The following is a 26,188-nucleotide window of genomic DNA, read 5'->3' as shown; positions in this document are numbered from 1 at the left end:
TGACAATTCAGTCGTTTGATCAACGATCAAACGCCTGAATTCCCTGCCTGGGCAGGGTTTACTTGTGGCGGCGGGCCGCCCCGAAGAGCCCGCGGACGATCTCGCGGCCGGCGGAGCGGGCGAACTGTTTGAAGACCGTCGAGCCGATGACCGCCTCGACCACGGACTTCTCCTGCTTCTGGGCGCGCGGCCTCGGGGCCTCCGGCTGCTTGGCCTGCTCCTCCGTCTTGGCCTGCTCGGCACCGGCCTGCACCTTGGCGGCGAGCAGCTCGTACGCCGACTCCCGGTCGATCACCGCGGAGTACTTCGCGTTGTTCGGCGAAGCCTGCACCGAGGCGGTCAGCTGCTCCGCGGAGGCCGGCGCCATCAGCGACTGCGGCGCCCGCAACCGGGTCCACGCGACCGGCGTCGGCGCGCCCTTCTCGTTCATCACCGTCACGACCGCCTCCCCGATCCCGAGCTGGGTCAGCACCTCACCCAGGTCGTACGACGACGTCGGGAATGTCGACACGGTCGCCTTCAGCGCCTTCGCGTCGTTCGGGGTGTGCGCCCGCAGCTGGTGCTGCACCCGCGAGCCGAGCTGCGCGAGCACGTCGTCTGGCACGTCCTTCGGCGTCTGGGTGACGAAGAAGACGCCGACACCCTTCGACCGGATCAGCCGGACGGTCTGCGCGATCGCCGACAGGAACGCCTTCGACGCGTCCGCGAACAGCAGATGCGCCTCGTCGAAGAAGAACACCAGCTTCGGCTTGTCCGCATCGCCGACCTCGGGCAGGTCGTGGAACAGGTCGGCCAGCAGCCACATCAGGAACGTCGAGAACAGCGCCGGCCGGTCCTGCAGGTTCGGCAGCTCGAGCAGCGAGATGACGCCCTTGCCGTCGCGCTGCTGCATCAGGTCCGCGGTGTCGAACTCTGGCTCGCCGAAGAACGCCTCGGCGCCCTGGTCGGCGAACCCGATCAGCGACCGCAGGATCACGCCGGCGGTCGCCGCGGACAGGCCGCCGAGCTCCTTCAGGTCGTCCTTGCCCTCGTCGGACGTGAGGTGCTGGATGACCGCGCGCAGGTCCTTGATGTCGAGCAGCGTCAGTCCGGCCTTGTCGGCGTAGTGGAAGATCAGCCCGAGCGACGACTCCTGGACGTCGTTCAGCCCCAGCACCTTGGACAACAGCACCGGCCCGAACGACGTGATGGTGGCCCGGATCGGGATCCCGGTGCCCTGCCCGCCCAACGCGTAGAACTCGGTCGGGAACCCGGACGCGGTCCAGTCCTGGCCGATCGACTTGGTCCGGGCCAGCAGCTTGTCGTTGCCCTCACCCGGCTGCGAGATGCCGGACAAGTCGCCCTTGATGTCGGCCGCGAACACCGCGACACCGGCCGCGGACAGCTGCTCGGCCATCAGTTGCAGCGTCTTCGTCTTACCGGTACCGGTGGCGCCCGCGACCAGGCCGTGCCGGTTCACCATCGAGAGCGGGATCCGGACCGCCGCATCCGGTTTCGGTTCGTCGTCGACCAGCAGCGCGCCCAGCTCGATCGCCGCCCCCTCGAACGCGTAGCCCTGCTTGACGGTCTCCACGACGTCGGCTGTCTCGGCCATGTCAGCGTGCCTTTCCCCGGTTTGACGGAACGTCCCGCTGCGCATGCTAGTGCCCCGGAGCGTGGATCGAACCGTTATCCACACCCCGGGGCACGCAGGGAGGTCAGCGCATCACGACCACGTGGGTCGCGCCGGCGGCGAACGACCAGATCGCGGCCGACATCGACGCCGAGACCCGGATGCAGCCGTGCGAGGCCTTGTAGTTGGTGCCGAGCAGCCAGTCGGCGTGGATTTGCTTCCCGTTCGACTTGTACGTCGGGATCTGGTGGAACCCGACGCCGCAGGGCGCGAACCGGACGAAGTTGTTCAGGTACAGGCTCGCACCGTCGGTGTTCTTCCGGATCCGGGCGGCCCGCCCGCACTTCGCGCCACTCGTGTAGTTACCGGCCTTCAGGTACGTCGGATTGTCGATGATCCCGCCCTGCCGGACGATCTTGCCGCGGGCATCGATGAGCCAGACCCAGTTCTGCGTCTGGCTGATCACGATCCGGCGGCCCGTACCCGACCGGCGCGGCACCGCCCGGACGTCACATCGCTTCGCGGTCGAGGCCATCAACCGCGAGTACGTCGTACTGCTGAGCGAACCGGTCTGACTCAGGACGTTGGCGGCCTGGAACCGCACGGTCGCCGCCTGGGTCATGGCGCCGGCCTTGCCGTCGACCGGTCCCGCCGTGCAGCCGAGCCGGTTCAGCCGGGTCTGGGCCGCCTTCACCTGGGACACCGTGATCGCGTCCGCCGGCAGCGTCATACCGAGGGCGACGACCGTGATCGTGGCCGTCGCGAGACCGAGTTTGGTGAGAATTCGCATGCGGTTAACCCCCTTGGTCGTGAGCACGGTTTCTCGCTCACTGCTCCCGATCCCTGTGGGACGTCTGACGGCACCGAAAGGTTGAGTCCCGTCTCCGGGCTGTTCCGGTGACATTCACTACCTCTCACAAGACCTTTTACCCCGCTAGACTTCGGGGGGTGATCTTCAAGCGTGTCGGGGAGGAACGCCCGTACCCGGACCATGGGCTCAAGCCGAAGGACTGGTCGTCGCTGCCGCCACGGCAGGTTCGGCTGGACGAGCTCGTGACGACCAAGGGCACTCTCGACCTGAACGCGCTGCTCGACGAGGATTCGACGTTCTACGGCGATCTGTTCGCGCACGTCGTGGAGTGGAAGGGCGACATGTACCTCGAGGACGGCCTACACCGCGCCCTGCGTGCCGCGCTGCAGCAGCGTCTGGTCCTGCACGCCCGGGTCCTGGTCGTGGACTGACCATGTCTGCTCACGGGGGGTTGAGCCGATGACAGCGATCCATCCGCAACCGAGGCCACACTCGCGGATCCACTGGCGGACGCCGATCACGATGGTGATCCTGCTCGGCATCCTGGCCGGCGGCGGCTGGTGGGGCTGGAAGTCCTTGATCAACAGCAGCGCCGAACCCACCTGCGTCGAGCAGAAGCTGCCGAACAACCGGCTGGTGCCCAAGCAGGTCGTGCTGAACGTCTACAACGGCGGTGCGAAGGCGGGCTCGGCGCAGCGGGTCGCGGATGCGTTGAAGAAGCGCGGCTTCAACATCAGCAAGATCGCGAACGAGCCCAAGGGCGACAAGATCGACGTGGTCTCGATCCGCGGCGCCAGCGAGACCGCGCCCGAGATGCTGCTGATCGCCGGCCAGCTGAACCAGAAGGCCCTCCTCATCGGCGACGGCCGCACCGACCACACCGTCGACCTGGTCATCGGCGCCGGCTTCGGCTCGGTGAAGCTCAAAGGCCTCCCCTCCGTCACCGTCCCCCCGAACGCCAACGTCTGCCTCCCCGTCATCCACACCCCCCAACCAGTCCCCTCCGGCCAGAACCCGAACTGATCAGTCGGTCACCTTCGGATGCCCGGTCCCGGCGTACGTGATCCAAACCGTCTGCTGATCCGAGTCGACGAGGTACCAGATCCGGCCCCCGCCAGTCACCTCGTACTGCCACTGCTCGAGTCCGTTCTCAGTAGACAGCCGCCCCTTGAGCCGGTGGTGTCGAGCAGATCCTGGGAACGGTCGAGGCTCTGTCCGGATCTCTGCCCAAGCCTTCTCGGTGTTGCCGGAAGCCTGCCGACAGAGCTCCTCCCATCCCTTGGCAGCAGGAGTGTTGAAGAACTTCATCTCCCAGTGATCAGGCCCCGCGGGAGGAGCGACCCGATCACCACGCTTCGCCGGGCTCACTCGACAGTCGGCCTGGGCACTGGACCGAGATCACCCTCGTGCGGTGATCGAAGGATGGCGAGCAACTCGGGATCCGCCCAGACATCGGCAGTGTTGCGCCACTGCGCGATCAGCGTGAGCACCGGCGCCGAAACACCGAGCTCCGAGCTCGCGTCCATCACATCGACGAGTTCCTGCGCGAAGCCGATCCGATCCTCCGGAGGCAGGAACATGCTCCAGGGGAAGATCCGCGGCAGGATGTCGAGGAGGGTCTGTGAGCGCAGCACCGGATCGCTCATCACCGCGCGCAGCATGCGTACGGCGAGGTCGACCACCTCATGCTCTTCCGTCGCTTGCTGGACCGTGGTCAGGACCAGGTCGTCCTCGGATCCGCGGCGGTGGACGCGGAGGGCTCGGTGCCGGCTCGACTTCAGCTTTTCCACTGTTTCGTTGGGGCGCTGAAGCAGGTCCGAGAAGTTCACTTCCTGCAGGTCTGACATAGTTCAAAGGTAGTTCAGAACTCACCCCTGGGCAACCGAGTCGACCTCAGAGTTGTTCGCGGCCGCGTTCGCCGAACCAGCCGGCCAGGCGGCCGGCGCGGGAGACGGCGCGGAGCCTGCGGACGGTCTGGTCGCGGAGCGGGCTGGGGGCAACGACGAGGAGGGAGTCGGCGGCGCGGAGGACGGTGCGGCGGTCCGGGACGAAGGCACGGTCGCCGCGGATGATCAGGGAGACCGAGACGCCGGCCGGGAGGCGGAGTTCGCCGATCTCGACGCCGGCCAGGCGGGACTCGCTCGGTACGTGCACCTGGATCATGTCGGCGCCGAGCGACTCCAGCGGCGCCACATCGATGTCCACCTCGTACGCCGCGTTCTCGTCGAGCACCCCGAGCCGGCGCGCCAGCCAGGGCAGTGAGGGCCCCTGGAGCAGCGTGAACAGCAGCACCAGCACGAACACCACGTCGAAGATCCGGTCCGCCTGCGGTACGCCCTCAGCCAGCGGGATCGTCGCGAGCACGATCGGGACCGCACCGCGCAACCCCGCCCACGCGATGAACGTCTGCTCAGCCCACGGCAACCGGAACGGCGCCGCCGACACCGCCACCGACGCGAACCGCCCGACCACCGTCACCGCGATGCCGATCACCAACGCGAGGAGTACGTCGTTCAGCCGGAAGCGACCCGGCGACGCGAGCAGCCCGAGCATCACGAACAGCCCGATCTGGGCCAGCCACGCGATCCCGTCGACGAACGACCGAGTGGCCATCCGGTGCGGCAACTCGGCCCGTCCGAGCACCAGCGAGGTCACGTAGACGGCCGCGAACCCCGAAACGTGCAGCAGCACCGCACCACCGGCGTACGAGATGATCGCCAGCGACAGGACTGCCAGCGGATACAGACCGGCCGAGCCCAGCGCCATCCGGCGGATCAGGCCGACACTCAACCACCCGATCACGAACCCGAACAGCGCACCGATCACCAACTCGTAGAGCACCAGGCCGCTGAAGTACAGCAGCCCCTTGTCACCAACCTCGCCCGTGCTGACCAGAGTGACGAGCAAGACGGTTGGCGCGTCGTTCAGACCGGATTCGGCCTCCAGCGCACCCCGCAACCGCGGTCTGACCGGGACCCGCCGCAGTACCGAGAACACCGCGGCCGCGTCCGTCGGTGACGTGACGGCCCCGAGCAGTACGGAGATCTGCCAGTCCAGCCCGAGCACGAAGTGCGCCACGCAGGCGACCACGCCCACGCTGATCGCGACGCCGACAGTCGCCAGTACGACGCCCAGCGGCATCACGGGGCGCACTTCGTTCCACCGGGTGGTCAGACCGCCCTCGGTCAGGATCACCACCAGCGCGGCGAACCCGAGCGCATGCGCGAGCTGGGCGTTCTCGAAGTGAATGTGCCCCGGCCCCGACTCGCCGAGGACGAGCCCCATCCCGAGGTAGATCAGCAGCGACGGGAGCCCGAGCCGCCCCGACAGCCGGACGGCCACCACCGCGACCAGCAGCACCGCGGCCCCGGCCAGCAGGATCCGATCGAGCTCCTCAACGTCCATGTGGGGCCCCTCGTCGAGTCAGGTCCCGAGAGACGAAAACCCTGACGCATCACACAGCATCAGGGTCTCCGGCCTAACTTCCACCCGCGAAGGGTGGTTGGCGGTGGCGGAGGGATTTGAACCCTCGGACGGGGGTTGCCCGTCACGCGCTTTCGAGGCGCGCTCCTTCGGCCGCTCGGACACGCCACCGCCGGAGAGGCTATCAAGGTCTGTGCCCGATAAAGAAATCGCGGAGCCGGGCACCCGCCTCGTCGGCCATCACGCCGCCCACGACCTCGGGCCGATGGTTGAGCCGCCGGTCCCGGACGACGTCCCAGAGTGATCCCACGGCCCCGGCCTTCTCGTCGTACGCCGCGAAGATCAGCCGGTCCAGCCGGGACAGCACGATCGCGCCGGCGCACATCGTGCACGGCTCCAGCGTGACGACCAGCGTGCACCCGGTCAGCCGCCACTCGCCGAGGTGCCGGGCGGCGGCGCGGATCGCGAGGACCTCGGCGTGCGCGGTCGGATCGCCCGTGGCCTCCCGCTCGTTGTGGCCACGGCCGATCACCGCACCGTCGGCGTCCACGACGATCGCCCCGATCGGTACGTCGGGCCGCGCCTTCTCCCCCTCCTCCAGCGCGAGTGTCATCAACCGCCCCCACTCGCGCCGCAGCGCCGGACTAGCCAACGGCTTCGATCGCCTCGTGGAACTGGTTGCCGAACCCGAGTGCCTCGGCGATCTCCTCCAGCATCTCCTCCGGGTAGAGGTCGACGTCGTCGCACAGCGCGCCCAGATCCATCGCGCTCATGCCGAGGTCGGCGATGATCGCCAGGTCGCCGGCAGGCACCTGTTCGTCGTCGTCATCGGCGAGCGGGATGTCGAGCTCGTCCACCACCTGCCGGGCCAGCGGCCACTCGGTCGCGGCGGTGACATCGGAGATCAGCAACCGGGCCCGGCCGCCGATCACCCGCAACAGGATGAAGAAGTCCTCGTCGACCGAGAGCATGCCCAGGACACCGGCCTCGCCCGGGTAGCGCCGGAGCGCGGACACCACCGTGGACAGGTCCGGCTCACCGCGCAGCACCAGCGGTGTGACGGTCCAGACCCCGTCCTCGGTGTAAGCGGCGACCGCGAAATCGAGATCGGTGGTCATCGGCCCAGCCGTGGCATCAGACACCGGATCATCGTCGCAGACAAGCGCTCCGCACGGGAGGCATTCGCGATCTCGACGCGGTATCAGATCCACGAACACCGGTCAACGGTCAGTGACCGTACGTCGCTCTCCGCAGGGCCACGCGGAGCCGCCGGTGCCCGAAACAGGGCACAGTCGAGTCTGACAGCGAGCGCGCTTTCCCGCCGCGAATCGCCGACGGTACCGTTCCGGCTTATGCAGATCCTCGTCGTGGACCACCCGCTCGTCGCCCACAAGCTCACCGCGCTGCGGGACGAGCACACGGACTCACCCACGTTCCGGCGGCTGACCGAGGAGCTCGTCACGCTGCTCGCCTACGAGGCGACCCGGGACGTCCGCACCGGTCCGGTCACCGTCCAGACGCCGGTCGCGGAGGCCCAGGGTGTCAAGCTGACCGCGCCGAAGCCGCTGGTGGTGCCGATCCTGCGGGCCGGCCTCGGCATGCTCGAGGGCATGTCCCGGCTGCTCCCGACCGCGGAGGTCGGCTTCCTCGGCATGATCCGGAACGAGGAGACCCTGACGGCCTCGACGTACGCCGAACGGCTGCCGGAGGATCTGTCCGGTCGCCAGTGCTACGTGCTCGACCCGATGCTGGCCACCGGCGGCACACTGGCCGCGGCGATCCAGTTCCTGGTCGACCGGGGCGCCGACCACATCACCGCGATCTGCCTGCTCGCGGCACCCGAGGGCGTGCAGCGGATCGAGCAGGAACTGGCCGATCTCGACGTACCGTGCAACCTCGTTATCGCGGGGATGGACTCGCACCTGAACGAGAAGGGCTACATCGTGCCGGGCCTGGGCGACGCCGGCGACCGCTTGTACGGCGTCGCCCAGTAGGACTCAGACGAGCTTGGTCCGGTAGAAGAGGTTGGCCCGGCGGTCACCAGTGACGCCGGAGGCGAACCCGAAGCAGAGCCGCGGGGCTCCGAGGTGGTCGACGACCTCGCCGGAGTTGATGTCGTAGCACCAGAGCTTCGACGTCGCGTTCTCCGGATCGGGTCCGCCGGCGTATGCCTCGCCTTCCCAGAGGTAGACGTACGAGCCGTACAGTGCCCAGCCCTGGAAGTCGATGTCGGCGGTCATCGGCGGTTGCTTGAACGAGGCAACAGGATTCGCGAAGTTGCCCGCCCGCGCAGCCGCGAGCGAGTACACGTTGATGTGAAAGCCGTCCGCCAGCGTGTGGCGGATGCCGATCCGGCCGTGCCGCTGGTCCACAGCGGGTGTGAACACGGAGCCGTCCGCGACCGGCTTCCACTTCCGCAGGCGGCCGGTATGCCGACCGCACCTGCGACGAGCATCGCACCGGCACCGGCGAGCAATCCACGGCGGGAGAGGTTGTCCATACCGCCCGACCGTAAGCGTTTTCCCGCGAACTGTCAGTAGTTTGCACAAACTTTTCTGAGAACTACTCAGAGATCAGTGTTAGAAGGCGTAGGGGTACGGCGACCAGTCGGCCGGGCGTTTCTCCAGGAACGAGTCGCGGCCCTCGGCGGCCTCGTCGGTGCCGTAGGCGAGGCGTGTCGCCTCGCCGGCGAACAGTTGCTGACCGACCAGTCCGTCGTCGATCAGGTTGAACGCGTACTTCAGCATCCGTTGCGCGGTCGGCGACTTCGCGCAGATCTTCTTGCCCCACTCGAGCGCGACCGTCTCGAGCTCGGCGTGCGGCACGACCTTGTTCACCATGCCCATCCGGTACGCGTCCTCGGCGGAGTACTCGTCACCGAGGAAGAAGATCTCCCGCGCGAACTTCTGCCCGACCTGCCGGGCCAGGTACGCCGACCCGAAGCCACCGTCGAAGGACGCGACATCCGCGTCCGTCTGCTTGAATCGCGCGTGCTCCGCGGACGCCAGCGTCAGGTCCGCGACCACGTGCAGGCTGTGCCCGCCACCCGCGGCCCAGCCCGGTACGACGCAGATGACGACCTTCGACATGAAGCGGATCAGCCGCTGCACCTCGAGGATGTGCAGCCGCCCGGCCTTCGCCGGGTCGATGCTCTCGGCCGTCGTGCCCTCGGCGTACTTGTAACCGTCCTTGCCGCGGATCCGCTGGTCGCCACCCGAACAGAACGCCCACCCACCGTCCTTCGGCGACGGGCCGTTGCCGGTGAGCAGCACGCAACCGACGTCGGTCGACATCCGCGCGTGGTCCATCACCCGGTACAACTCGTCGACGGTGTGCGGCCGGAACGCGTTGCGTACCTCGGGCCGGTTGAAAGCGATCCGCACCACCCCCGCGTCGACCGCCCGGTGATAGGTGATGTCGGTCAGGTCGAAACCGTCCACCTGCTTCCAGGCCGACGGGTCGAAGATCTCGGAGACATGCGCGGCATCGGTCACGCCGCGAGCATATTTCAGCCGCGTGCGGTGCTTTCCCGCAGGACGACCTCGGCCTTGAACGTCTCGGTGGTCGCGTCGCCGCCCTCGATCGCCAGCTCCAGCGCCCGCCGGCCCATCTGCTCCAGCGGCAGCCGGACGGTCGTGAGTCCCGGCCACACGTCCCGCAGCGTGGCGATGTCGTCGAATCCGGCCACTCCCAGCCGGCCGGGTACGTCGACCCCGCGCGCACGCAAAGCGGACATCGCACCGACCGCCATCACGTCGTTCACCGCGAACAGACAGTCAACGTCGGCCTCCCGATCCAGCAGCACCCCGGCAGCGGCGTACCCGCCGTCGCGGGTGAACTCGCCGGACTCCACCGCCACCGGCTGCAATCCGGCCTCGGCCAGTCCCGCAACGAATCCGTCCCGCCGGTCCCGCGCAGTGGCGAGAGTGTCCGGCCCACCCAGTACGGCGAACTTCCGCCAGCCGAGCCCGATCAGCTCGCGCGCCAACGCCGCCGCGCCGGAACGGTTGTCCGGCTCGATCGTGTGGGCCGGCATGCCGGACTGGCTGACCAGCGCCAGACCGGCGCCGGAGCTGAGGAACGTCTCGACCTCGGTCGCGGTCCGGGCCAGGCTCTCGGCGTCGGTCCGCCGGCTGCCGATCATCACCGCGGCCCGCGCCCGCTGCGCCCGCAACGACGACAGATAAGCGATCTCGCGCTCCGAGTCCCGGAACGTGCTGGCCATCATCACCAGCAGATGACGCTCGTCCGCGGCGCGCATCACGCCGTTCGCGATCGCGGCGAAGTACGGGTCCTCGATGTCGTGGACCAGGATGCCGACCAGGTTCGTCGACGACTTCGCCAGCGCCTGCGCCTGCGCGTTCGGCGTGTAGCCGAGCTCGTCGGCGGCCGCCTTGACCCGTTCCTGCAACTCGGGGCGGGGCACTCGATCCCCGCCGTTGAGCACGCGGGAGGCAGTCGCGACCGACACGCCCGCGCGCTGTGCCACGTCCAGCAATGTCACCGGTGCTCGCAGATTCACTGGCCTACCCTTCCTGCTCTCCCCCCAGGGGTTGGTGGCGGTCACCTTATCGGAATCGGCGGCCCGTTACGCTGTGTCGCCGGTAAGTGGTTGCCATTCGCGGCAGAACCTGGCTTTGCGGCGCGGGAGTGACTAGCCTTCCCAGCCATGACGACCGTCCGCGCCAGGGTGACGATCCTGGTCTCGTCCACCGTGCTCAGCCTCGCGACCGTGACCGGTCCGGCTGTGGCTGCCCCGATCCCGGACGACCCCGGTGCCGGCGCCGGACCGGCCGTCACTCCGAGCGCGCCGGCGTACATCGACACGGCCACGAAGAGCACCCAGCCGGTCTACGACTACGACGCCGCGATCCGCGAGTCCGTGTACGTCGACACCACGATGGACACCGACTCCGACGGCAAGGACGACGTGATCGCCGTCGACATCGTCCGCCCGGTCGAGACCGCGCTGGCCGGGGTGAAGATCCCGGTGATCATGGACGCTTCGCCGTATTACTCGTGCTGTGGTCGCGGCAACGAGAGCGAGAAGAAGACGTACGACGAGAACGGCGTGATCCAGAAGATGCCGCTGTACTACGACAACTACTTCGTCCCGCGGGGCTACGCGGTGATCGGCGTCGACATCGTCGGCACCGGCCGCTCGACCGGCTGCGGCGACGTCGGCGGCAAGGACGAGATCGACTCCGTGGTCGACGTGATCGACTGGCTGAACGGCCGCAACACTGCGCACACCGCGGACGGCCGCCAGGTCAAGGCGACCTGGACGACCGGCTCCGTCGGGATGATCGGCAAGTCGTACGACGGCACCCTGGCGAACGGGGTCGCGGCGACCGGCGTCAAAGGCCTGAAGACGATCGTGCCGATCTCGGCGATCTCCTCGTGGTACGACTACACCCGCTCAGGCGGCGTGCCATACTCCGACGACTACATGCCCTGGCTCGGCGGCTACGTCGGTCACGACAGCCCTGCGTGCGAAGCGGTTCGGGGCGAGCTCGGTGACAACGACGACGACGAGACCGGCGACTACACCGCCTTCTGGTCCGAGCGTGACTACCTGAAGGACGCCGGCAAGGTGACGGCGTCCGTCTTCATGACGCACGGACTCAGTGACTACAACGTCCAGACGAACCACTTCTCGCAGTGGTGGACGGCATTGTCGAAGAACAACGTGCCCCGGAAGCTGTGGCTGGGTCTCGAAGACCACGTCGATCCTTTCGAGTTCCGTCGTGACGCCTGGGTGGACGAGCTGCACAAGTGGTTCGACTACTGGCTGCAGGGCTTGCAGAACGGCGTCATGAAGGAGCCGATGGCAACGATCGAGACCGCGCCCGACGTGTGGCGCAACTACAAGACCTGGCCGGCCGTGAACCGTCCCATCTCCGTGCCACTGTCCGCTGGCAAACTAGGCGCCCAAGGCAAGGGATCGGTGACGATCACGGACGACCCGGACCTGACCGAGGACGACATCGTCGCCGACCCGACCACGGTGATCGCCGGCCGGCAGATGTTCCTGTCCGCGCCACTGCCGGTGCCGATCCGCATCAGCGGTACGTCGTCGGTCACACTGAAGCTCAAGTCCGACTCGACCACCACGCCGGTCACCGCCCGCCTGATCGAGTACGGCGACGCGCAGCGGTACACCGGGGTCCGGCGTACCGACGTGAGCTCCTGTGAAGGCTCGAGTACGGACTATGACGACAGCTGCTACTACACGGTCGAGAAGCTGACCGCACAGAGCGACCACGGCATCGTCAGCCGCGGCTGGATCGACGCCGCCCACAGCAAGTCCCTGAGCAAGCCGACTCCGCTCATTCCCGGCCAGTGGACCACGGTCACCGTCCCCCTCCGCGCCCAGGACGAGGTGATCCCGAAGGGCCGCGTCCTGGGCCTCGCGATCACCCTGTCCGACACCGAGTGGACCAGCCCCAACGACACCGGCGCCACCATCGACATCGACCTCGCCGGCAGCAAACTCAACCTCCCGGTCACCTCCGGCAACATCGCCGCCCCCACCAAGCTCCAACCCATCGACGTAGACATCACCACCCCCACCCAACGCCCCGACCTCCACGACCCCACCAACTAACCACCTCCTGGCCGACCCTCCGTCGAGTCGTGGAACGCGGCTGCCGACACCCCTGCCTTCACAACCGCAATCCACGACTCGCGCTTTCGGTGCGCAGCCGTACACCACGACTCGATGAGCGGCTGTGGATAAGTGAGATCGAGGGTGGGTGGGATCGGGAGAATGGTGAGGTGTTGTTCACGGCGCAGGCCCGGGCGGCGGGGATCTCGCGTGGGGTGTTGCGCGGAGTGCGGTATCGGCGAGTGCTCGGGTCTGTCTACGTCGCCGCGCACGTCCCGACCACACCTCGGTTGCGCGCCGAGGCCGCGTTGTTGTTGACACCCGATGTCGTGCTGAGTCACCACACCGCCATCGCCTTGTGGTCCGCGGAGGCACCGGCCGGCGACGACGTACATGTGAGTGTTCAGCGCGATCCACATCGGAGTCTTCCGCGAGTTCAGGGTCTCCGAGTTCACGAAGTACGCACGCTCGAGCACTCGACCCACGCCGGGTTGCCGCTGACGCCTCCCCGTCGCACATTTCTCGACCTAGCGCCGTACTGCGACCTGACTGAACTCGTCACAGCCGGAGATGCGCTCGTACGACGTACGGACGTGGGTCCCGAGCATCTGATCGAGGCAGCGTCGGCGTCGATCGGCATACGCGGAATCCGGCTGGCCAGGGAGGCGGCTGCACTCGTACGCCGTGGAGTCGATTCGCCAATGGAGTCGCGGCTACGGCTCCTGCTGATCCTTGCCGATCTCCCTGAGCCTCAGGTCGGTCGCGTGATCCACGACTCCGACGGAGGCTGGCTGGCACGACCGGACCTGTGCTATCCGAACCTCAAGATCGCGATCGAGTACGACGGTCAGCACCATCTGCTCGATATCCGCCAATGGAGGCGAGACATCCGCCGGCGCGAGAACCTCGAGCGCGACGGTTGGCTGCTCCGCGTCGTCACCGCGCACGACCTCCTCCACGCCCCCACCACCGTCGTCGCCCGTATCTCCCAAGACCTCCGCACCCGCCACCGCCCAGCCGCCGCTTGACCCAGTCGTGGAATCCGGCTCGGACTCGCCGCCGTCTCGCAGCCCGGATCCACGACTTGGCGAACTACTTGCCTTCGGCTACGTAGTGCATGGGGTCGCCGAAGCCTAGGTCCGTGATGCCGGCGGTGTAGAAGGCGCCGATCAGGAGGGAGCGGCGGTGGGCGGCGAAGGTGAGGACGTGGGCGACCATGCCGCCGTACGTGAAGACTCGTGGTGGTTCGCAGGTGGTGTCGACGAAGCTCTCGTCGAAGCGGCCCTCCTCGTTCAACTGGTTGACTAGGGCAACGAAGCGGGAACCGGCGATCGCGTGCCGTTCACGCAGTTCGGAGATCGGCGTGACCACCGGCCGCCCGCACTCCGGCACCTGGAACGGCCGGTCCTCCACCGACGCCAGCCACATCTCCTCCTGCCAGACCAGCCGATCCAGCAGGTACCGGATCGAGATGTCGTCGTCGATCCCTTCCACCGACAGCTCGATCGGCCGGTCCAGCGCCGCCGCGTCCAGCCGGGCGCCGCGCTCGATCATCTCGCCGGTCAACCAGACGTGATGCTCAACCATCCTGACCAGTACGTCCATCCCTCTCACCTCTCTCCGCGCCGGCAGCCTCAAACCCGCCGGCGGCTGAAAATGAACCCCACTCGGCGCCGTCAGGAAGAACACCCGCGACGCCTCCCGCCGCCACTCCCGCGGCGACATCCCATAAGCCCTGGCGAACGCCCGGGTGAACGCCTCGTGCGACCCGTACCCGGCCTCCACCGCCACATCCAGTACGGCGACCTGCTCGACCAGCAACCGGTACGCCGCCCGCTCCAGCAACACCCGCCGCCGGAACGCGAACGGCGACTCCCCCGCCACCGCCCCGATCACCCGATCGAAATGGAACCGCGACAAATGCACCCGCCCGGCCAGCCCGGCACCGTTCACCACCGCAGTTCCCGGCCCGGCCATCCCCTCGGCCACCACCGCCACGAACTCCTCGAACACATCCGCCATGCCCCCACTGTGCCCGACCCGCCCCCGCCGTACTTGATCGAAATTGCGGACCTACCAATCACGCCCCGCCGCCGAGTGCTGCCTACCGGAGTACTCCGCAGTGTGTAGTAGTGTGGTCGGCGGAGCACCGGGAGGGCGGTCTGAGGGGTCCGGCCTCTCGGTGCGTTAGGGAGGTCGGGATGGACACGAGCCAGTTGCTCAAAGGCGTGCTGGATCTGGCGGTGCTTGCGGTGTTGCGCGATGCCGACGGATATGGGTACGACGTGCTGCGGCGGCTCCGGGCCGCGGGGCTGGAGGATGTCGCGGACGCGTCGGTCTACGGGACGCTGCGGCGGTTGTTCGCGGCCGGCGCGTTGACGTCCTACGTGCAGCCGAGCGAGGAAGGGCCGCACCGAAAGTACTACGGGCTGAACAAGACCGGCCGGGAGCTGCTCCGGCAGTCCACCAAGACCTGGAACCACTTCGCCGACACGATGTCGGTGTTGCTGCTGGAGAAGGAGGCCGCGTGAACAACACTCTGACCGGAGCGGTCGCGATCTACCTGGCCCAGGTGCGCGCCGAGCTCAGCGATCTGCCACCGGGTGAGCTGGAGGACGTGCTCGACGACGTCAGCGGTCACCTCACCGAAGTGGCCGCCGAGCTCGAGGGCGAGCCGACCATCGCGGCCCTGCAGGAGCGCCTGGGCACACCACAGCAGTACGCCGACGAGTTGCGCACCGCCGCCGGATACCCACCCCGGACCCAGCCGGTCGGCGACGCCCATCTCGACGCCGGCCGGAAGGCGCTGCACTGGGGCCTGATCGCCGCCACCGCCGGACCGTTCTGCATTGCCGTCGGCATCTTCGCGTGGCAGCAGGACGCGACCGCGTTCTTCGGCCTGCTCGGGCTCGCGGTGCTGTTCGGCGGGGCCTTCCTCGGCGTACGGGCGTTGCACGGCAACGACCCGCGGATCGTCCTCGACACCCCGCACGGCGCCCGTGGCGCGGCGGCCATCCACGCGTGGATCGAGCAGATCCCTCCGCACATCCGCCGCGAGCTGGTCAGCATCGGCCAGCCGGTCTGGTGGGTCGCCCGCGGTGTGATCGGCGCCGGCGGCTTCTTCGCCCTGTTCGGCGCGAACTCCGTCACCGTGGTCGGCTCGATCGCCGGCGCCGCGGTGTCGATCTGGATCGGCCGCAAGACGCAGCAGGACCGGCGCTGGCTCTGGTACGTCGTACCGCTCAACGTCGTCGCGGCCATCGCGGTCCCGGCGTTCCTCGCCGCCGCGTACGCCGGGACGTCGTTCGGCGTGTTCTCCAACTACAACGACTACCGCGGCGGCTCCTCGTCGTACAACCCGCCGTCGAACGGCCTCACGCTGGACGGGAACCAGGTCTCGAACATCTACCCGTTCGATGCCCAGGGCAAGCAGGTCGACGTCCGGCTGTACGACCAGGACGGCAATCCGATCAGCCTGCCGCTGCAGGACTGCGCGACGAACTACGGCTCCGGCAGCCGGGACACGACCAGCAACCTCTTCCCGCAGGCCGTGGTCAGCCCGGACGAGAACGGCAACTCGGATCCGGAGAACTGCAAGGACACCAGCAAGGCCCCGTTCGTCCCGCCCCCGGCGCCGGCCACCCGCACAGCCCCGACCCCGACCGCGAAGCCCAGCGCTGGACCGACCCCGAAGCCGTCGACTCCGCGCCCCGGCGTGACGCTGACGGTGCAGCCCAGCCGCTAGGTCGCGAGCGGCTTGGTGAGACGAACAGCACCGTCCGGCGCGGATTCGGTGGAGAGCGAGTAGCCGGCCTTCTGGTACAGCCGGATGTTGCGGTCGCTGTGTTCGCCGGTGAACAGCGCAGCGGCCGTGACGCCGTGCGGCGCCTGGGCCTCGGCGAAGGCCAGCAAGCGGCGGCCCAGGCCGGTGTGACGGTGGTCCGGGGCAACCATCAGCCGGCCGATCTCCCAGCTGTCCCCGTCGCGTCGCGCGCGCACCGAGCCGACGAGACGCCCGGCGGATCGCACGCACCAGGTGGACCAGGTATGCAGACCGGCGACGACCTCGGCCTCCGTCTCCACGAGCGCGGGCAGGTCGAGTCGTGAGTTGGCGATCGCCTCGTCGACCCAGCAGCACCGCTGCAGCACCAACAGCTCGGCCGCGTCCCCGAGCACGGCCGGCACGATCTCCTCCGCGGAGGTCGCCGACTCATCGACCTCCCGGTACAACGGCCGCAGGACGTCAGCCACCCGACCGAGCTGACGCAACGCATCGCGGGCCCGCGCGGCCAATCGCTCCGAGTTCATCACAACGCCATCCTGCAGATCATCGGCGATCCGGAGAAAGATGTCGCTCCCGATCGGCAGCATCCGCAAGGACGCCGCCACACCCCGCGCCATCTGGACACCGCGGGTCCCGGCCGAGGTGTTCCCGTACCCGATGAACAGGCACGGCTTCCACGCCCACTCGGCGTACAGATAGTCGAACGCGTTCTTGAGAGTGGCCGGCATCGCGTAGTTGTACTCGCTCGTCACGAAGACGAGGGCATCCGCCGCCGCGACCCGCCGGCTCCAGGACCGGGTGTGCTCGTGCAGGTAGTTCCCGCTCGACGGATGCTCCGGCTCGTCGAGGAACGGCAGGCCGACCTCGGCCAGATCCGCCACCTCGAGGCGCACCCCGAGCTCGGCCGCCACCTCAGCGGTGGCATCGGCGAACCACTGCGCAACCGCCGGGCCCAACCGCCCGGGGCGGGTGCTGGCGATGACCAGCAGAATTGTCTTTGACATGTCAACGAGCGTACTCCTGTTCTTTGACACGTCAAAGAAGTACGATCGGACCCGTGACCGAAACGCGCTGGCTGGACTCCGACGAGGAGCGGGCCTGGCGTGCGGTACGCCGGTTGCTGACCGTGGTCCCGTCCCGGCTCGCCCGTGACCTGAACCAGCTCGGCCTGTCCACCGCCGACTACGAGGTGCTCAGCACCCTGTCCGAGAAGCCCGGCCGGCGCTGGGCGCTGAAGGACTTCGCGGAGAAGATGCAGTGGTCCCGCAGCCGGCTGTCACACCACGCGGCCCGGATGGAGGCCCGCGGCCTGATCGAGCGCGAACCCGATCCCGCCGACGCGCGCGGCTCGATCTACCACCTGACCGACCACGGCTTCGACGTACTCGCGGAAGCCGCGCCCGGTCACCTCGACTCCGTCCGGCAGCGTTTCATCGACCACCTGAGCCCCGAGGAGCTCGCCGTCCTGGAGCGAGTCTCGACCAGAATCGCCGACCTTCCCGACTGATCAGACGAACGCGGCGGCGACGCGGTGGTAGGTGTAGCCCAGCTTGAGATAGAGCCCGATTGCAGCGGCGTTGTCACCGTCAACCATCAGAGCGGCCCGGCCGTGCCGCTTGATCAGTTCGGCCGTGACGAACCCGCACACCTGCCGGGACAATCCCTTGCCCCGGGCAACAGGCCGGGTGGCGACGCCGGCCAGGAACCCGACCTCCGGCGCGCTCCACGCATCCGCCGCGATGCTCAACAGTTCCCCGCCATCACCGCTCACCGCAGCCCAGCGTCGTACGCCGCCACGCCCGGGCCACGCGTACGACGAAGGAGACGCCTCGGTCAGCAAGTCCTCGACCCCGGCGTCACCGTCGAGCCAAGCCGCGGTCGTAGTCACGTCCGGAGTCTGCACCGTCTCCATCCAGCCGAACGCGGCCGCGAACTGCATCCCCGGCACGCGATCCGCCAGCTCCCGCAGCAGCTCCTCCGAGCCGAACGGGCGGAAGCTCGGTCCGACCTCGGCCAAGACGCCGGCCGCCAACCGAGCGGCCGGTTCCGCGGACCCGGACACCGCGAGCCGGTCGCGCTTCGAGAGGTCCGGTGACGCCACGGCGACCGCGTCACCGTCGTACCAGGCCCGGACGCCGGGACCGAAGCCTTGGGCGGCCCAGACGATCAGCGGATCGCCTCCACTCGCCCGGATCAGGTCAGCAGTGGTCTGGATCTCGCGCACCCGATCATTGTCCCTCAGGCCGTTGGAGGGCGTACGGCGTGAGGTGGTGGTAGCCGCGGACCGAGACCCGGCGGAGGCGGCGCAGGCGGAAGCCGGGGTGACCGTCGAGGGCGGCGGCGAGCTCACGGTCGGCCAGGACACGGCCGGGTTTGCACTCCGAGGTGAGGCGGGCGGCGAGGTTGACGACTTCGCCGTACACGTCGCCGAGCCGGATCAGGATCGTGCCGTAGGACAGCCCGATCCGCAGTTCGGGGAGATCCTCGGCCGCGGTTACCGCATCCTGCAGCGCGAGCGCGACCGCCGCACCCTCGGCTGCGGTGTCGGCGACGAACAGCACCTCGTCGCCGATCGACTTGATCACCCGGCCGCCGTTCAGCGCGACCACGTCGGCGGCCATCCCCTCGAACCGCTCGATCAGCTGCCCGAGCTCGGCCTCCGTCAGCCGCCGCGTCAGCCGGGTGAAGCTGACGATGTCGGCGAACCCGACCGCCCGTACGCCACGCGCCACCTCGTCCGACCCGGCCATCGCCCGCCCGGCGGCCGCGGCCAGGTGCCGGCGCCACACGTAGGTCTGCAGCCGCTCCATCGCCGGCAGCAGCATCCCCGCCACCTCGAGCGCCTCGTCCGCCGCCAGCTTCGACCCGCCCAGGAACTCCAGGAACATCGCCGACTGCCAGGACGCCAGCCGGGACTGCGTCTGCCCGAGCTTCCGCGCCAGCGAGGACTCCACCTCCGGATCGATGAAGTCGTCGTCCTCCAGCGCCGCCACCAGCCGCAGCGCCTCGACGTCGTCGTCGGTGAACGCGACCTCGTCGTCCGGCACGGTCGCGAACCCGAGCGCATGCCACATCCGCTCGGCGCGTTCGCTCGAGATCCCGGCCCGTTCCGACACCTCGATCCGGGTGAACTTCCGCTCCCCACCCAGCAGGGTCCGCTCGAACTCCCGCTGCATGCCGGCCAGATCTACCTGAGCTCCGGCAGCGGGGTCGGCGTCAGGAACCACCGCGGCGCTCGGCGATGGTCGCGTCGATCGCGTCGCGGAAGGCCGGCAGGCGGCGGGTCAGGTCGTCGAACTTCTCCCGGGTGAAGTGCAGCAGCTGCAGCCGGGACTTGGCCGTGACGGTTGCCGTGCGCAACGTGTTCTTCCGGACCGCGACCTCGCCGGCAATGTCGCCGGGCCCGAGCTCGGCGATCTCCTTGCCCTTCTCCCGCACCGCCGCCGTACCGCTCAGGATCAGGTACGCCGCGTCCGGCGGGGTCTGCTCCAGGATCAGCGACCAGCCGGCCGGCACCGAAACCTCCTCGCCGGCCCGGAAGATGTCCCTGATGTCGCGTCCGGACAGATCCGCGAACAGCGGCAGGTCGCGCGGGGATGTCCTACCCAGTGCCACGTCGATCCTCCGAGCCCGCCGGGCCACCCCGGCGATCAGCCGATGTTTCCAGTCGGTAACTCTAACGGCTGTCCGGGGCAGAGGTCACTCGGCCCTCCGCCGGCGGCGCGGGCGGCCGGTGCGACGACGTACCGGGCGGCGTGGTCCGACCAGGCGGGGTCCGGCGAGGCGATCCTCGAGCCGCCGGGCCTCGCGACGGATCGGCTGCGCGACGTACTCGCCGAGGATGACGCCGGACGCGAGCGCGACGCCGATGGCGATCGCCGTCACCAGGCTGAAGATGCCGAGCAGGTTGCCGAGGCCCATCAGCTCGTACAACCCCTTGTAGATGGTCAGTCCCGGCAGCAACGGGATCGAGCCCGACACCACCAGGACCAGCGGCGGAACTCCCGACCGCCGGCCGAGCGAATAGCCTCCGAGACCCACGGCGAAGGCCGCCGCCGCGGTCGACCATGCCGGACCGAACGAGGCCCGCGTCATCAGCGTGAACACCAACGCCCCCAGAGCGCCCATCACTGCGGCCGGTAGCAGCGCCCGGAGCGGTGCGTACGACGCGTAGGCGAAGGCGACCGCCATCAGCGCGCCCGCACCGACCATGATCGGCAGGTTCGCCAACTGGATCGTCTGCGCCTCGATCCCGACGCTCAGGCCGAACTTGAGCCCGATCGCGAGACCGAGCGACACTCCGGCGATGATCCCGCCGGTCAGCAGCATCGCCTCGAGACTTCGCGCCGCCGCGGTCACGTAGTACCCGGTGATCGCGTCCTGGACCGCACCCGTCAGCGCGATCCCGGCCAGCAGCATGATGATGCCTGCGGCAACGACCAGGGACGGCTTCACCGGCGCGTGGACGGCGTACAGGATCAGGGCGACCGCGGTCGCGACAAAGGCGCCGGCCACCTGCTGGTAGAACGCGGGCAGCCGCTGCCGGTTGAACGACCGGTTGTTCAGGTCGATCACGATCGCCGTGACGACCGCCACCAGCGTGATCAGCCAGCCACCACCCAGCAGGAGCGTGGCGCCACCCGCCATCACACCCCAGGCCAGGACGGCACTCCAGCGCGGGTACGGCGGACCCGCCGAGGTCAGGCGGGCCAGCTGACGGCTCGCCTCATCCCGGGTCACGTCACCGCGGGCGAACCGCCGGACCAACTGATCGACGTCGGTCAGCCGGGAGAAGTCCTGGGACCGGTAGCGAACCAGGCGGATGTGCGTCTCGGGCGCGACGTCCGGCGCGGCCTGGTACGAGATCGTCATCGAGGTGAAGGTAATGTCGACCTCGCACCCGCGCAGCCCACCGGCCGCGGTGACCCCGAGCATGGTCGCGGTCGCGTCCGCCGTACCGGCGCCACTGGACAGCAGCACCTCGCCCACTCGCAACGCCAGGTCGATGGTCCGGTAGACCTCCCGCTGCTCGAGCTCCATCACTCGCCGAGCAGCCGGTGGGCCATCGCCAGGTCGGTGATCAGGATGTTGACCCAGCCGCCGAGCAGCGCGGCGCGGATCGCGGAGTACTTCCGCTCACCACCGGCGACCCCGATCCGGCGCGGCACCGCGAGCAGCTCCTTCGCGGTCACCCCGATGACTCGCTGGTCGAACGTCGAGCGCACGTGCTTTCCCTCTTCGTCGAAGAACCGGAAACAGACGTCCCCGACCGCCCCGAGCCGGCGCAGCTCGTCCTGGTCGGCCTCGGCGACCGCGTTCCCACTGCGCTGCAGGAGCGGCGAGGGCTCGAGGCTGCCGATCCCGACCAGGGCGTCGGTGAGCTGTCCCCACATGCCCAGAACGTCCCGAACGGACACGTCGTTCATCATCGCGCGCCGCACCGCGGGCGTCCCGACCAGGCCCGGCGCGGGCAGGTAGACGGGCATCGCACCGGTCAGCTCGGCGAACCGCGCGGTCAGCCGGGTGGCTTGCATTTGCACCGCCGCGTCACCCAGCCCGCCGACGATCTGGACCACCTTGTCCACCACCGGCACGCTCTTGCGCGGCATCCGGTCCACCGCGCTGATCAGCGTCTCGCTCCAGGACGAGATCCCGATCACGTGTCCGCCGGTCAGCGTCATGTCGAGATACGCCGCCGTGCCCGAGCCGAGCGCCGGCAGCACCTCGTCCCCGATCCCCGCGGTGTCGACGACGACCGCGTCCCGCAGTCCGTAGCGGCCCTGCAGCTCGTCCTCGAGGTCGCTGTGCACGCCACTCGGCATGGTCACCACGGTGTGCACGATGCCGACCTCGACGGCCTGCTTGAGCATCCGCGACACCCGGGCCTGGGAGAGGTTCAGCTCGGCGGCGATGCGCGGCTGCCGGATGCCCTTCTCGTGGTACATCCGGGCCACCTTCGCCAGCAACCGCAGCTCGTCCAGCCCCGGCTGACGCACTGCGCGGTTGGCGTTCACCTCAACCCCCTAACAAACGATCAGGAATCTGGACTATAGGTCAGATGAACCTGCAAACTGTCACGTCGCGGATCTCGTCACGTATCTGTCGTGACGAGTCTGCGGGCGGCGTCCGCGATCCCCTCGGCGGACAGCCCGTACCGGTCCAGCAGATAGCCGGCCGACCCCGTGGGCGCGAACTCGGGGATCCCGAGGATCGACACCCGCGCCGGATGCTGCTGTACGACGGTCTCCGCAACGGCACCGCCAAGACCGCCACCGGACACCGCTTCCTCGGCAGTGACGATTCCGGCCGTCTCCCGCGCGGCCGCGACCACGGCGCCGGTGTCGAGCGGCTTGACCGTCGGCATCGACAGCACCCGGGCCGAGATGCCCTCCTCGGCGAGCCGTTCGGCCGCGGCGACCGCCCGCCACAGCACGGTCCCGTTGCTGATCAGCGTCACGTCGTTCCCGTCCCGGACCGTGATCGCCTTGCCCAACTCGAACTCATAGTCATCGGCGTAGACCTTCGGCACGCTCATCCGGCTGACCCGGATGAACACCGGCCCCTCAGAGGCGGCCGCCCAGCGCAGCGCCGCCGCCGTCTCGATCGGGTCGGCCGGCACGATCACGGTCAGATTCGCGATCGCCCGCAGCCACGCGATGTCCTCGATCGAGTGGTGCGTGGGGCCGAGTTCGCCGTACGCGACGCCCGGGCTCATACCGCACAACTTCACGTTGGCGTTCGAGTAGGCGACGTCGGCCTTGATCTGCTCCAGCGCGCGCCCGGTGAGGAAGCACGACGCGGCCGAGACGAATGGGATCCGGCCGCCGTTGGCCAGCCCGGAGGCGACCCCGACCATGTCCTGCTCGGCGATGCCGACGTTGATCAGCCGGTCCGGGAACGCCTCGCGGAAGCTGTTCAGCTTGCTCGAGCCCACCGAGTCGTTCACCACGCCGACGATCCGGTGGTCCGCGTGCGCGAGCTCGGCCAGGGTCTCGACGTACGCGTCCCGGCAGTCGTATCTCGGCTGGTCCGCGATCGAGGTGCTGACGATGGTCATGCCGGCCGCCTGTCGTAGCGCGCCAACTCGGCCAGCGCCTGCTCGAACTCCGCCGCGTCCGGCACCCGGTGGTGCCACGCGACGTTGTCGCTCATGAACGAGATCGGGTGGCCCTTGTGCGTGTGGGCGATCACGAACGTCGGCTTGCCCGACCGGACCGGTGCGGCGGACAGTACGTCGAGCAGCTCGCCGTGGTCGTGACCGTTCACCTCCACCACCGCGAACCCGAACGCCGTCGCCTTCTCCGGCAGCGGATCCAGGTCGTTGGTCTCCTGGGTGGTCGCACCTTGCTGCAGCCGGTTCCGGTCCACGATCACGGTCAGCCGATCCAGCTGGTACTGCGAGGCCGCCATCATCGCCTCCCAGTTGCTGCCCTCCTGCAGCTCGCCGTCCCCGACGAGCACATACGTACGGCGCAACGACCCGTCGAGTCTGGCCGACAAGGCGTGCCCGACCGCGACCGGCAGGCCGTGTCCGAGCGGGCCGGTGTTGGCCTCGACCGCCGCGACCTTGGTCCGGTTCGGGTGACCGTTCAGGGCGGACAGCGGCTTCAGGAACGTGGCCAGCTCGCTCACCGGCAGGAAGCCGAACGCCGCCAGCGTGGTGTAGAGCGCCCCGGCGACGTGCCCCTTGCTCAGGATGAACCGGTCGCGCTCCGGGTCGGCGACCGTCTCTGGCGAGATGTCGAGCACCGCGCCGTACAGGGTCGCCAGGATGTCGATGGCGGAGAAGTCTCCGCCGATGTGCCCGGCACCGGCGTGGTGGACCAGCTTGAGGTCCTGGATCCGGATCTGCTGCGCGGCCTCGGCAATGTGCGCGACCTGCTCGGCGCGACTGCTGTGGATCGGCAGCCGCCCGAGCACGGGCATGGTCGTGTGTTCGACCGTCAGCGTCATGCCAGCTCCGCCATCGAACTCAGCAGCACCTTCTGCACCAGCTTCTGCGCGGCCAGCGCGTCGTGCGAAGCCTGCGCCGCGGCCAGAGCGTCGTCATCCAGTACGTCGAGCGCGTGGTGCACCGCCTTCAGGAACCGGATCGCCTGCTTCGCGGCCTCGACGCTGTCCTCCCGGAACGGGAACTGGTCCAGCTGCCAGACACCTTCCCAGTTGTTCTTCCGCAGGGTGTGGAAGAACTCGAAGGTCTCGACCAGGTGCACCGACCCGACGACCATGTCGTCGTCCCAGCCGCGCAGATTGTCGTTCACGTCGATGGCGAACAGGCGGCCGTAGTCGATCGCCAGCTGGGCCGCGTCGGCGGGCGTCTCCTGGCCGTAGAGCGAATGGCCGAAGTCGAGCAGGATGCCCAGGTTGGGCAGGCCGATCTTCTCGATCCCGAGCAGCGTGCGGGCGACGTTCGGGAAGATGATCTTCACCCGTGGCTCGCGCGGCTTGTACTCGATCACGAAGTTGATGTCCGGGTGCGCGGAGACGAGCTCCCTCAAGCCGTCCAGCGCCAGGTTCCAGATGTCGTGGTAGTCGACCTGGAACGGGTAGTCCCAGCCGTCCTGGCCGGGCCACAGCTTCACGTACGAGCAGCCCAGGTCCTTCGCCAACTCCGTTGCCTGATGCAACAGCTCCATCGCCTGCCTGCGGACGGCGGGGTCCGGGTTGGTGAGCGAGCCCTTGACGAAGTCGCGGGTGTAGATCTCGGGCGTGATCGCGATCGCCTTGAGATTGTTGCGTTTCAGCGCGTCCTTGACGTCGTCGAGGGTCCCGTCGTACCCGGCGAACGGCCAGTTCAGGTCGACCACGGACAGGTCCCCGACAGCACCGGCCCGGTCGATCTGCTCGAGCAGCCCCACCGGCGGCCCGTAGCCGTCGGTGGCATAGCGATCCTTGTACGTCGCGAAGTGCCAGATCCCCGCTCCGAAAACCGGCAGGTCGGTCATGAGGTGCTCCTTTGGCGGGCGAAGCGGCGGATCTTGGCGAACATGTCCTCGAGCAGGAACCGGACGTCGACCTGTTCGACCACGCTGATCGGGTTGTTGGTGCCGGGCAGGTACCAGCCGTCGACGCCGAATCGCGGAGCCGGACGGACGCGCAGGTTCCCGCTGCTCGGGTAGAGCATCAGCGCGATCGCCGGCGAGTCGCCGAGGGACCGGGACTCGATCGGTTCGCCGTGGTACGTCGCGTTCCACTCGTGCAACTGCTCGATCAGGTACTTGCCCAGGGGGCCGGCGTCGCCGATCTTCTCGTCCAGCTCGGCGTATCCGACCGACACCTTCGTGTAGACGTCGCTGGGCACCTGCCAGACGGGGATGCCGGAGCCGAACACCACGTTCGCGGCGTGGATGTCGTTCGACAGGTTGAACTCGATCCCCGGGTACGACGTGTGCCCGTAGTACCCGCGTCCGCCGATCCAGATCACGATCACGTCCCGGTGCACGATCTCCGGGTCGAGCAGGATCGCCGACGCCATGTCGGTCAGCGGTCCGAGGAAGGACACGAACAGCGGATCGTCCTTCGACGCCAGCTTGGACTCCTCGATGATCAGCCGCGCACCGGGCGAGTCCAGCGGGGTCTGCTCGTCCGCGATGCCGGTCGGCGCGCCGTTCGCGACCGGGACCTGACCGGTGAGGTCCATCAGGTCCAGAAGGAGGTCAATCTCCTCGCGCGACTCGGCCATGCTCCGGTCCGACCGCCGCGTGCCGAAGTGGGCCGCGATCAGCCCGCGGATGTCGAAGGTGGGCGACAACAGCCCGTGCACGATCGCGAACTGATCGTCCGCCTCGTTCTTGGCGTCGGTATCGATGATCACCCGCCGTCTGGTCGGTCTCACCGTGGCTCCCTTACTGCGAATAGATATTCAGTAGTGCATAGCTTGTCGCGACGAGTGTCGTCACGACGCTAGAGTCCCGTCAAGAGCTCGGTTGAAAGTTGTCAGATCCGGAGGGT

The 26,188-nt window shown here is 68.5% G+C and carries 28 protein-coding genes and 1 tRNA gene; 8 read left to right on the top strand and 21 right to left on the bottom strand.

Features of this window, described 5'->3' with window-relative positions; translation table 11 throughout:
• Positions 1-58: 58 nt before the first annotated feature.
• Both OG876_RS13735 and OG876_RS13730 read right to left on the bottom strand, forming a co-directional pair.
• A complete protein-coding gene (locus OG876_RS13735; RefSeq protein ID WP_328525224.1) occupies positions 59-1,594 on the bottom strand; it encodes a helicase HerA-like domain-containing protein in 1,536 nt (511 codons plus the stop codon).
• Positions 1,595-1,697: 103 nt separating this feature from the next.
• Positions 1,698-2,402: a L,D-transpeptidase family protein gene (locus tag OG876_RS13730; protein ID WP_328525223.1), complete on the bottom strand. Its 705-nt coding sequence runs from the start codon at positions 2,400-2,402 to the stop codon at positions 1,698-1,700.
• A 158-nt stretch (positions 2,403-2,560) separates the two neighbouring features.
• Here OG876_RS13730 and OG876_RS13725 point away from each other — a divergent pair, with 158 nt between their 5' ends.
• Together OG876_RS13725 and OG876_RS13720 are read left to right on the top strand one after the other, a co-directional pair.
• Positions 2,561-2,854, top strand: coding sequence for a type II toxin-antitoxin system VapB family antitoxin (locus OG876_RS13725; RefSeq protein WP_328525222.1), 294 nt, complete (start codon positions 2,561-2,563; stop codon positions 2,852-2,854).
• A 28-nt stretch (positions 2,855-2,882) separates the two neighbouring features.
• The gene (locus tag OG876_RS13720; RefSeq protein ID WP_328525221.1) at positions 2,883-3,446 is read left to right on the top strand and encodes a LytR C-terminal domain-containing protein; all 564 of its coding nucleotides are present in this window, start codon (positions 2,883-2,885) and stop codon (positions 3,444-3,446) included.
• Between the two features lie 341 nt (positions 3,447-3,787).
• Here the strand turns inward: OG876_RS13720 and OG876_RS13715 are convergent, their stop codons facing one another.
• The 5 genes from OG876_RS13715 to OG876_RS13695 form a co-directional block, all read right to left on the bottom strand.
• Positions 3,788-4,270, bottom strand: a complete 483-nt coding sequence (locus tag OG876_RS13715) for a hypothetical protein (protein ID WP_328525220.1) — start codon at positions 4,268-4,270, stop codon at positions 3,788-3,790.
• A gap of 46 nt (positions 4,271-4,316) precedes the next feature.
• Positions 4,317-5,828 carry a potassium/proton antiporter gene (locus OG876_RS13710; RefSeq protein WP_328525219.1) on the bottom strand — a complete coding sequence of 504 codons (1,512 nt, stop codon included), beginning with the start codon at positions 5,826-5,828 and terminating at the stop codon, positions 4,317-4,319.
• Positions 5,829-5,926: 98 nt separating this feature from the next.
• Positions 5,927-6,017, bottom strand: a tRNA-Ser gene (locus OG876_RS13705).
• A gap of 13 nt (positions 6,018-6,030) precedes the next feature.
• Positions 6,031-6,459 (bottom strand): nucleoside deaminase, encoded by a 429-nt coding sequence (locus OG876_RS13700; protein WP_328525218.1) that lies wholly within the window; start codon positions 6,457-6,459, stop codon positions 6,031-6,033.
• Positions 6,460-6,490: 31 nt separating this feature from the next.
• Complete coding sequence (locus tag OG876_RS13695) at positions 6,491-6,988, bottom strand: tRNA adenosine deaminase-associated protein (RefSeq protein WP_328525217.1); 498 nt, start codon at positions 6,986-6,988, stop codon at positions 6,491-6,493.
• A 210-nt stretch (positions 6,989-7,198) separates the two neighbouring features.
• Between OG876_RS13695 and upp the strand changes: the two genes are divergently transcribed.
• Positions 7,199-7,840, top strand: a complete 642-nt coding sequence (upp, locus tag OG876_RS13690; protein WP_328525216.1) for a uracil phosphoribosyltransferase — start codon at positions 7,199-7,201, stop codon at positions 7,838-7,840.
• Positions 7,841-7,843: 3 nt separating this feature from the next.
• Here upp and OG876_RS13685 read toward each other — a convergent pair whose 3' ends face one another.
• The 3 genes from OG876_RS13685 to OG876_RS13675 all read right to left on the bottom strand — a co-directional run bounded on the left by OG876_RS13685 (position 7,844) and on the right by OG876_RS13675 (position 10,368).
• Complete coding sequence (locus OG876_RS13685; RefSeq protein ID WP_328525215.1) at positions 7,844-8,233, bottom strand: hypothetical protein; 390 nt, start codon at positions 8,231-8,233, stop codon at positions 7,844-7,846.
• Between the two features lie 192 nt (positions 8,234-8,425).
• Positions 8,426-9,340, bottom strand: a complete 915-nt coding sequence (locus OG876_RS13680) for a 1,4-dihydroxy-2-naphthoyl-CoA synthase (protein ID WP_328525214.1) — start codon at positions 9,338-9,340, stop codon at positions 8,426-8,428.
• 14 nt (positions 9,341-9,354) lie between these two features.
• Positions 9,355-10,368 carry a LacI family DNA-binding transcriptional regulator gene (locus OG876_RS13675; protein WP_328525213.1) on the bottom strand — a complete coding sequence of 338 codons (1,014 nt, stop codon included), beginning with the start codon at positions 10,366-10,368 and terminating at the stop codon, positions 9,355-9,357.
• A 147-nt stretch (positions 10,369-10,515) separates the two neighbouring features.
• Here OG876_RS13675 and OG876_RS13670 point away from each other — a divergent pair, with 147 nt between their 5' ends.
• Together OG876_RS13670 and OG876_RS13665 are read left to right on the top strand one after the other, a co-directional pair.
• The gene (locus OG876_RS13670) at positions 10,516-12,453 is read left to right on the top strand and encodes a Xaa-Pro dipeptidyl-peptidase (RefSeq protein ID WP_328525212.1); all 1,938 of its coding nucleotides are present in this window, start codon (positions 10,516-10,518) and stop codon (positions 12,451-12,453) included.
• Positions 12,454-12,623: 170 nt separating this feature from the next.
• Positions 12,624-13,481 (top strand): hypothetical protein, encoded by an 858-nt coding sequence (locus OG876_RS13665; RefSeq protein ID WP_328525211.1) that lies wholly within the window; start codon positions 12,624-12,626, stop codon positions 13,479-13,481.
• A gap of 64 nt (positions 13,482-13,545) precedes the next feature.
• On the opposite strand, the gene OG876_RS13660 is transcribed toward OG876_RS13665, so the two are convergent.
• Positions 13,546-14,475: an AraC family transcriptional regulator gene (locus OG876_RS13660; RefSeq protein WP_328525210.1), complete on the bottom strand. Its 930-nt coding sequence runs from the start codon at positions 14,473-14,475 to the stop codon at positions 13,546-13,548.
• Positions 14,476-14,654: 179 nt separating this feature from the next.
• On the opposite strand from OG876_RS13660, the gene OG876_RS13655 reads away from it, so the two are divergent.
• Positions 14,655-14,984, top strand: coding sequence for a PadR family transcriptional regulator (locus OG876_RS13655; protein WP_328525209.1), 330 nt, complete (start codon positions 14,655-14,657; stop codon positions 14,982-14,984).
• Positions 14,981-16,198 carry a DUF1700 domain-containing protein gene (locus tag OG876_RS13650; RefSeq protein WP_328525208.1) on the top strand — a complete coding sequence of 406 codons (1,218 nt, stop codon included), beginning with the start codon at positions 14,981-14,983 and terminating at the stop codon, positions 16,196-16,198. The genes OG876_RS13655 and OG876_RS13650 overlap by 4 nt, the downstream gene beginning before the upstream one ends.
• Here OG876_RS13650 and OG876_RS13645 read toward each other — a convergent pair.
• A complete protein-coding gene (locus OG876_RS13645; RefSeq protein ID WP_328525207.1) occupies positions 16,195-17,241 on the bottom strand; it encodes a bifunctional NAD(P)H-dependent oxidoreductase/GNAT family N-acetyltransferase in 1,047 nt (348 codons plus the stop codon). The two genes, OG876_RS13650 and OG876_RS13645, sit on opposite strands and share 4 nt — an antisense overlap.
• Positions 17,242-17,294: 53 nt before the next feature.
• On the opposite strand from OG876_RS13645, the gene OG876_RS13640 reads away from it, so the two are divergent.
• Complete coding sequence (locus OG876_RS13640; RefSeq protein WP_328525206.1) at positions 17,295-17,744, top strand: MarR family winged helix-turn-helix transcriptional regulator; 450 nt, start codon at positions 17,295-17,297, stop codon at positions 17,742-17,744.
• Here the strand turns inward: OG876_RS13640 and OG876_RS13635 are convergent, their stop codons facing one another.
• The 9 genes from OG876_RS13635 to OG876_RS13595 form a co-directional block, all read right to left on the bottom strand.
• Positions 17,745-18,461, bottom strand: coding sequence for a GNAT family N-acetyltransferase (locus tag OG876_RS13635; protein WP_328525205.1), 717 nt, complete (start codon positions 18,459-18,461; stop codon positions 17,745-17,747).
• Between the two features lie 4 nt (positions 18,462-18,465).
• Positions 18,466-19,464: an adenylate/guanylate cyclase domain-containing protein gene (locus OG876_RS13630; RefSeq protein WP_328525204.1), complete on the bottom strand. Its 999-nt coding sequence runs from the start codon at positions 19,462-19,464 to the stop codon at positions 18,466-18,468.
• Positions 19,454-19,852 (bottom strand): cyclic nucleotide-binding domain-containing protein, encoded by a 399-nt coding sequence (locus OG876_RS13625; RefSeq protein WP_328525203.1) that lies wholly within the window; start codon positions 19,850-19,852, stop codon positions 19,454-19,456. The genes OG876_RS13630 and OG876_RS13625 overlap by 11 nt, the downstream gene beginning before the upstream one ends.
• An 84-nt stretch (positions 19,853-19,936) precedes the next feature.
• Positions 19,937-21,277 carry a threonine/serine ThrE exporter family protein gene (locus OG876_RS13620; protein ID WP_328525202.1) on the bottom strand — a complete coding sequence of 447 codons (1,341 nt, stop codon included), beginning with the start codon at positions 21,275-21,277 and terminating at the stop codon, positions 19,937-19,939.
• Positions 21,277-22,251 carry a sugar-binding transcriptional regulator gene (locus tag OG876_RS13615; protein WP_328525201.1) on the bottom strand — a complete coding sequence of 325 codons (975 nt, stop codon included), beginning with the start codon at positions 22,249-22,251 and terminating at the stop codon, positions 21,277-21,279. Before OG876_RS13615 ends, OG876_RS13620 begins: the two co-directional genes overlap by 1 nt.
• A 77-nt stretch (positions 22,252-22,328) precedes the next feature.
• A complete protein-coding gene (locus tag OG876_RS13610; protein WP_328525200.1) occupies positions 22,329-23,294 on the bottom strand; it encodes a transketolase family protein in 966 nt (321 codons plus the stop codon).
• On the bottom strand, positions 23,291-24,190 hold the full coding sequence (locus OG876_RS13605; RefSeq protein ID WP_328525199.1) for a transketolase: 900 nt from the start codon (positions 24,188-24,190) through the stop codon (positions 23,291-23,293). The genes OG876_RS13610 and OG876_RS13605 overlap by 4 nt, the downstream gene beginning before the upstream one ends.
• Positions 24,187-25,182: a sugar phosphate isomerase/epimerase family protein gene (locus OG876_RS13600; RefSeq protein ID WP_328525198.1), complete on the bottom strand. Its 996-nt coding sequence runs from the start codon at positions 25,180-25,182 to the stop codon at positions 24,187-24,189. Before OG876_RS13600 ends, OG876_RS13605 begins: the two co-directional genes overlap by 4 nt.
• On the bottom strand, positions 25,179-26,072 hold the full coding sequence (locus OG876_RS13595; RefSeq protein WP_328525197.1) for a nucleoside hydrolase: 894 nt from the start codon (positions 26,070-26,072) through the stop codon (positions 25,179-25,181). The genes OG876_RS13600 and OG876_RS13595 overlap by 4 nt, the downstream gene beginning before the upstream one ends.
• Between the last annotated feature and the right edge of the window lie 116 nt (positions 26,073-26,188).

The sequence above is a fragment of the Kribbella sp. NBC_00359 genome, from assembly GCF_036097425.1.
Classification (GTDB): domain Bacteria; phylum Actinomycetota; class Actinomycetes; order Propionibacteriales; family Kribbellaceae; genus Kribbella.
Note: the sequence above shows the minus strand (reverse complement) of the source record. Positions and strands in the feature narration are given on the sequence as shown.

Bases quoted from the DNA above. Each gene is read 5' to 3' on its own strand.
- OG876_RS13735 (WP_328525224.1), bottom strand. From the start codon at position 1,594: ATGGCCGAGACAGCCGACGTCGTGGAGACCGTCAAGCAGGGCTACGCG.
- OG876_RS13730 (WP_328525223.1), bottom strand. From the start codon at position 2,402: ATGCGAATTCTCACCAAACTCGGTCTCGCGACGGCCACGATCACGGTC.
- OG876_RS13720 (WP_328525221.1), top strand. From the start codon at position 2,883: ATGACAGCGATCCATCCGCAACCGAGGCCACACTCGCGGATCCACTGG.
- OG876_RS13715 (WP_328525220.1), bottom strand. From the start codon at position 4,270: ATGTCAGACCTGCAGGAAGTGAACTTCTCGGACCTGCTTCAGCGCCCC.
- OG876_RS13710 (WP_328525219.1), bottom strand. From the start codon at position 5,828: ATGGACGTTGAGGAGCTCGATCGGATCCTGCTGGCCGGGGCCGCGGTG.
- OG876_RS13700 (WP_328525218.1), bottom strand. From the start codon at position 6,459: ATGACACTCGCGCTGGAGGAGGGGGAGAAGGCGCGGCCCGACGTACCG.
- upp (WP_328525216.1), top strand. From the start codon at position 7,199: ATGCAGATCCTCGTCGTGGACCACCCGCTCGTCGCCCACAAGCTCACC.
- OG876_RS13670 (WP_328525212.1), top strand. From the start codon at position 10,516: ATGACGACCGTCCGCGCCAGGGTGACGATCCTGGTCTCGTCCACCGTG.
- OG876_RS13660 (WP_328525210.1), bottom strand. From the start codon at position 14,475: ATGGCGGATGTGTTCGAGGAGTTCGTGGCGGTGGTGGCCGAGGGGATG.
- OG876_RS13655 (WP_328525209.1), top strand. From the start codon at position 14,655: ATGGACACGAGCCAGTTGCTCAAAGGCGTGCTGGATCTGGCGGTGCTT.
- OG876_RS13645 (WP_328525207.1), bottom strand. From the start codon at position 17,241: ATGTCAAAGACAATTCTGCTGGTCATCGCCAGCACCCGCCCCGGGCGG.
- OG876_RS13620 (WP_328525202.1), bottom strand. From the start codon at position 21,277: ATGGAGCTCGAGCAGCGGGAGGTCTACCGGACCATCGACCTGGCGTTG.
- OG876_RS13610 (WP_328525200.1), bottom strand. From the start codon at position 23,294: ATGACCATCGTCAGCACCTCGATCGCGGACCAGCCGAGATACGACTGC.
- OG876_RS13605 (WP_328525199.1), bottom strand. From the start codon at position 24,190: ATGACGCTGACGGTCGAACACACGACCATGCCCGTGCTCGGGCGGCTG.
- OG876_RS13600 (WP_328525198.1), bottom strand. From the start codon at position 25,182: ATGACCGACCTGCCGGTTTTCGGAGCGGGGATCTGGCACTTCGCGACG.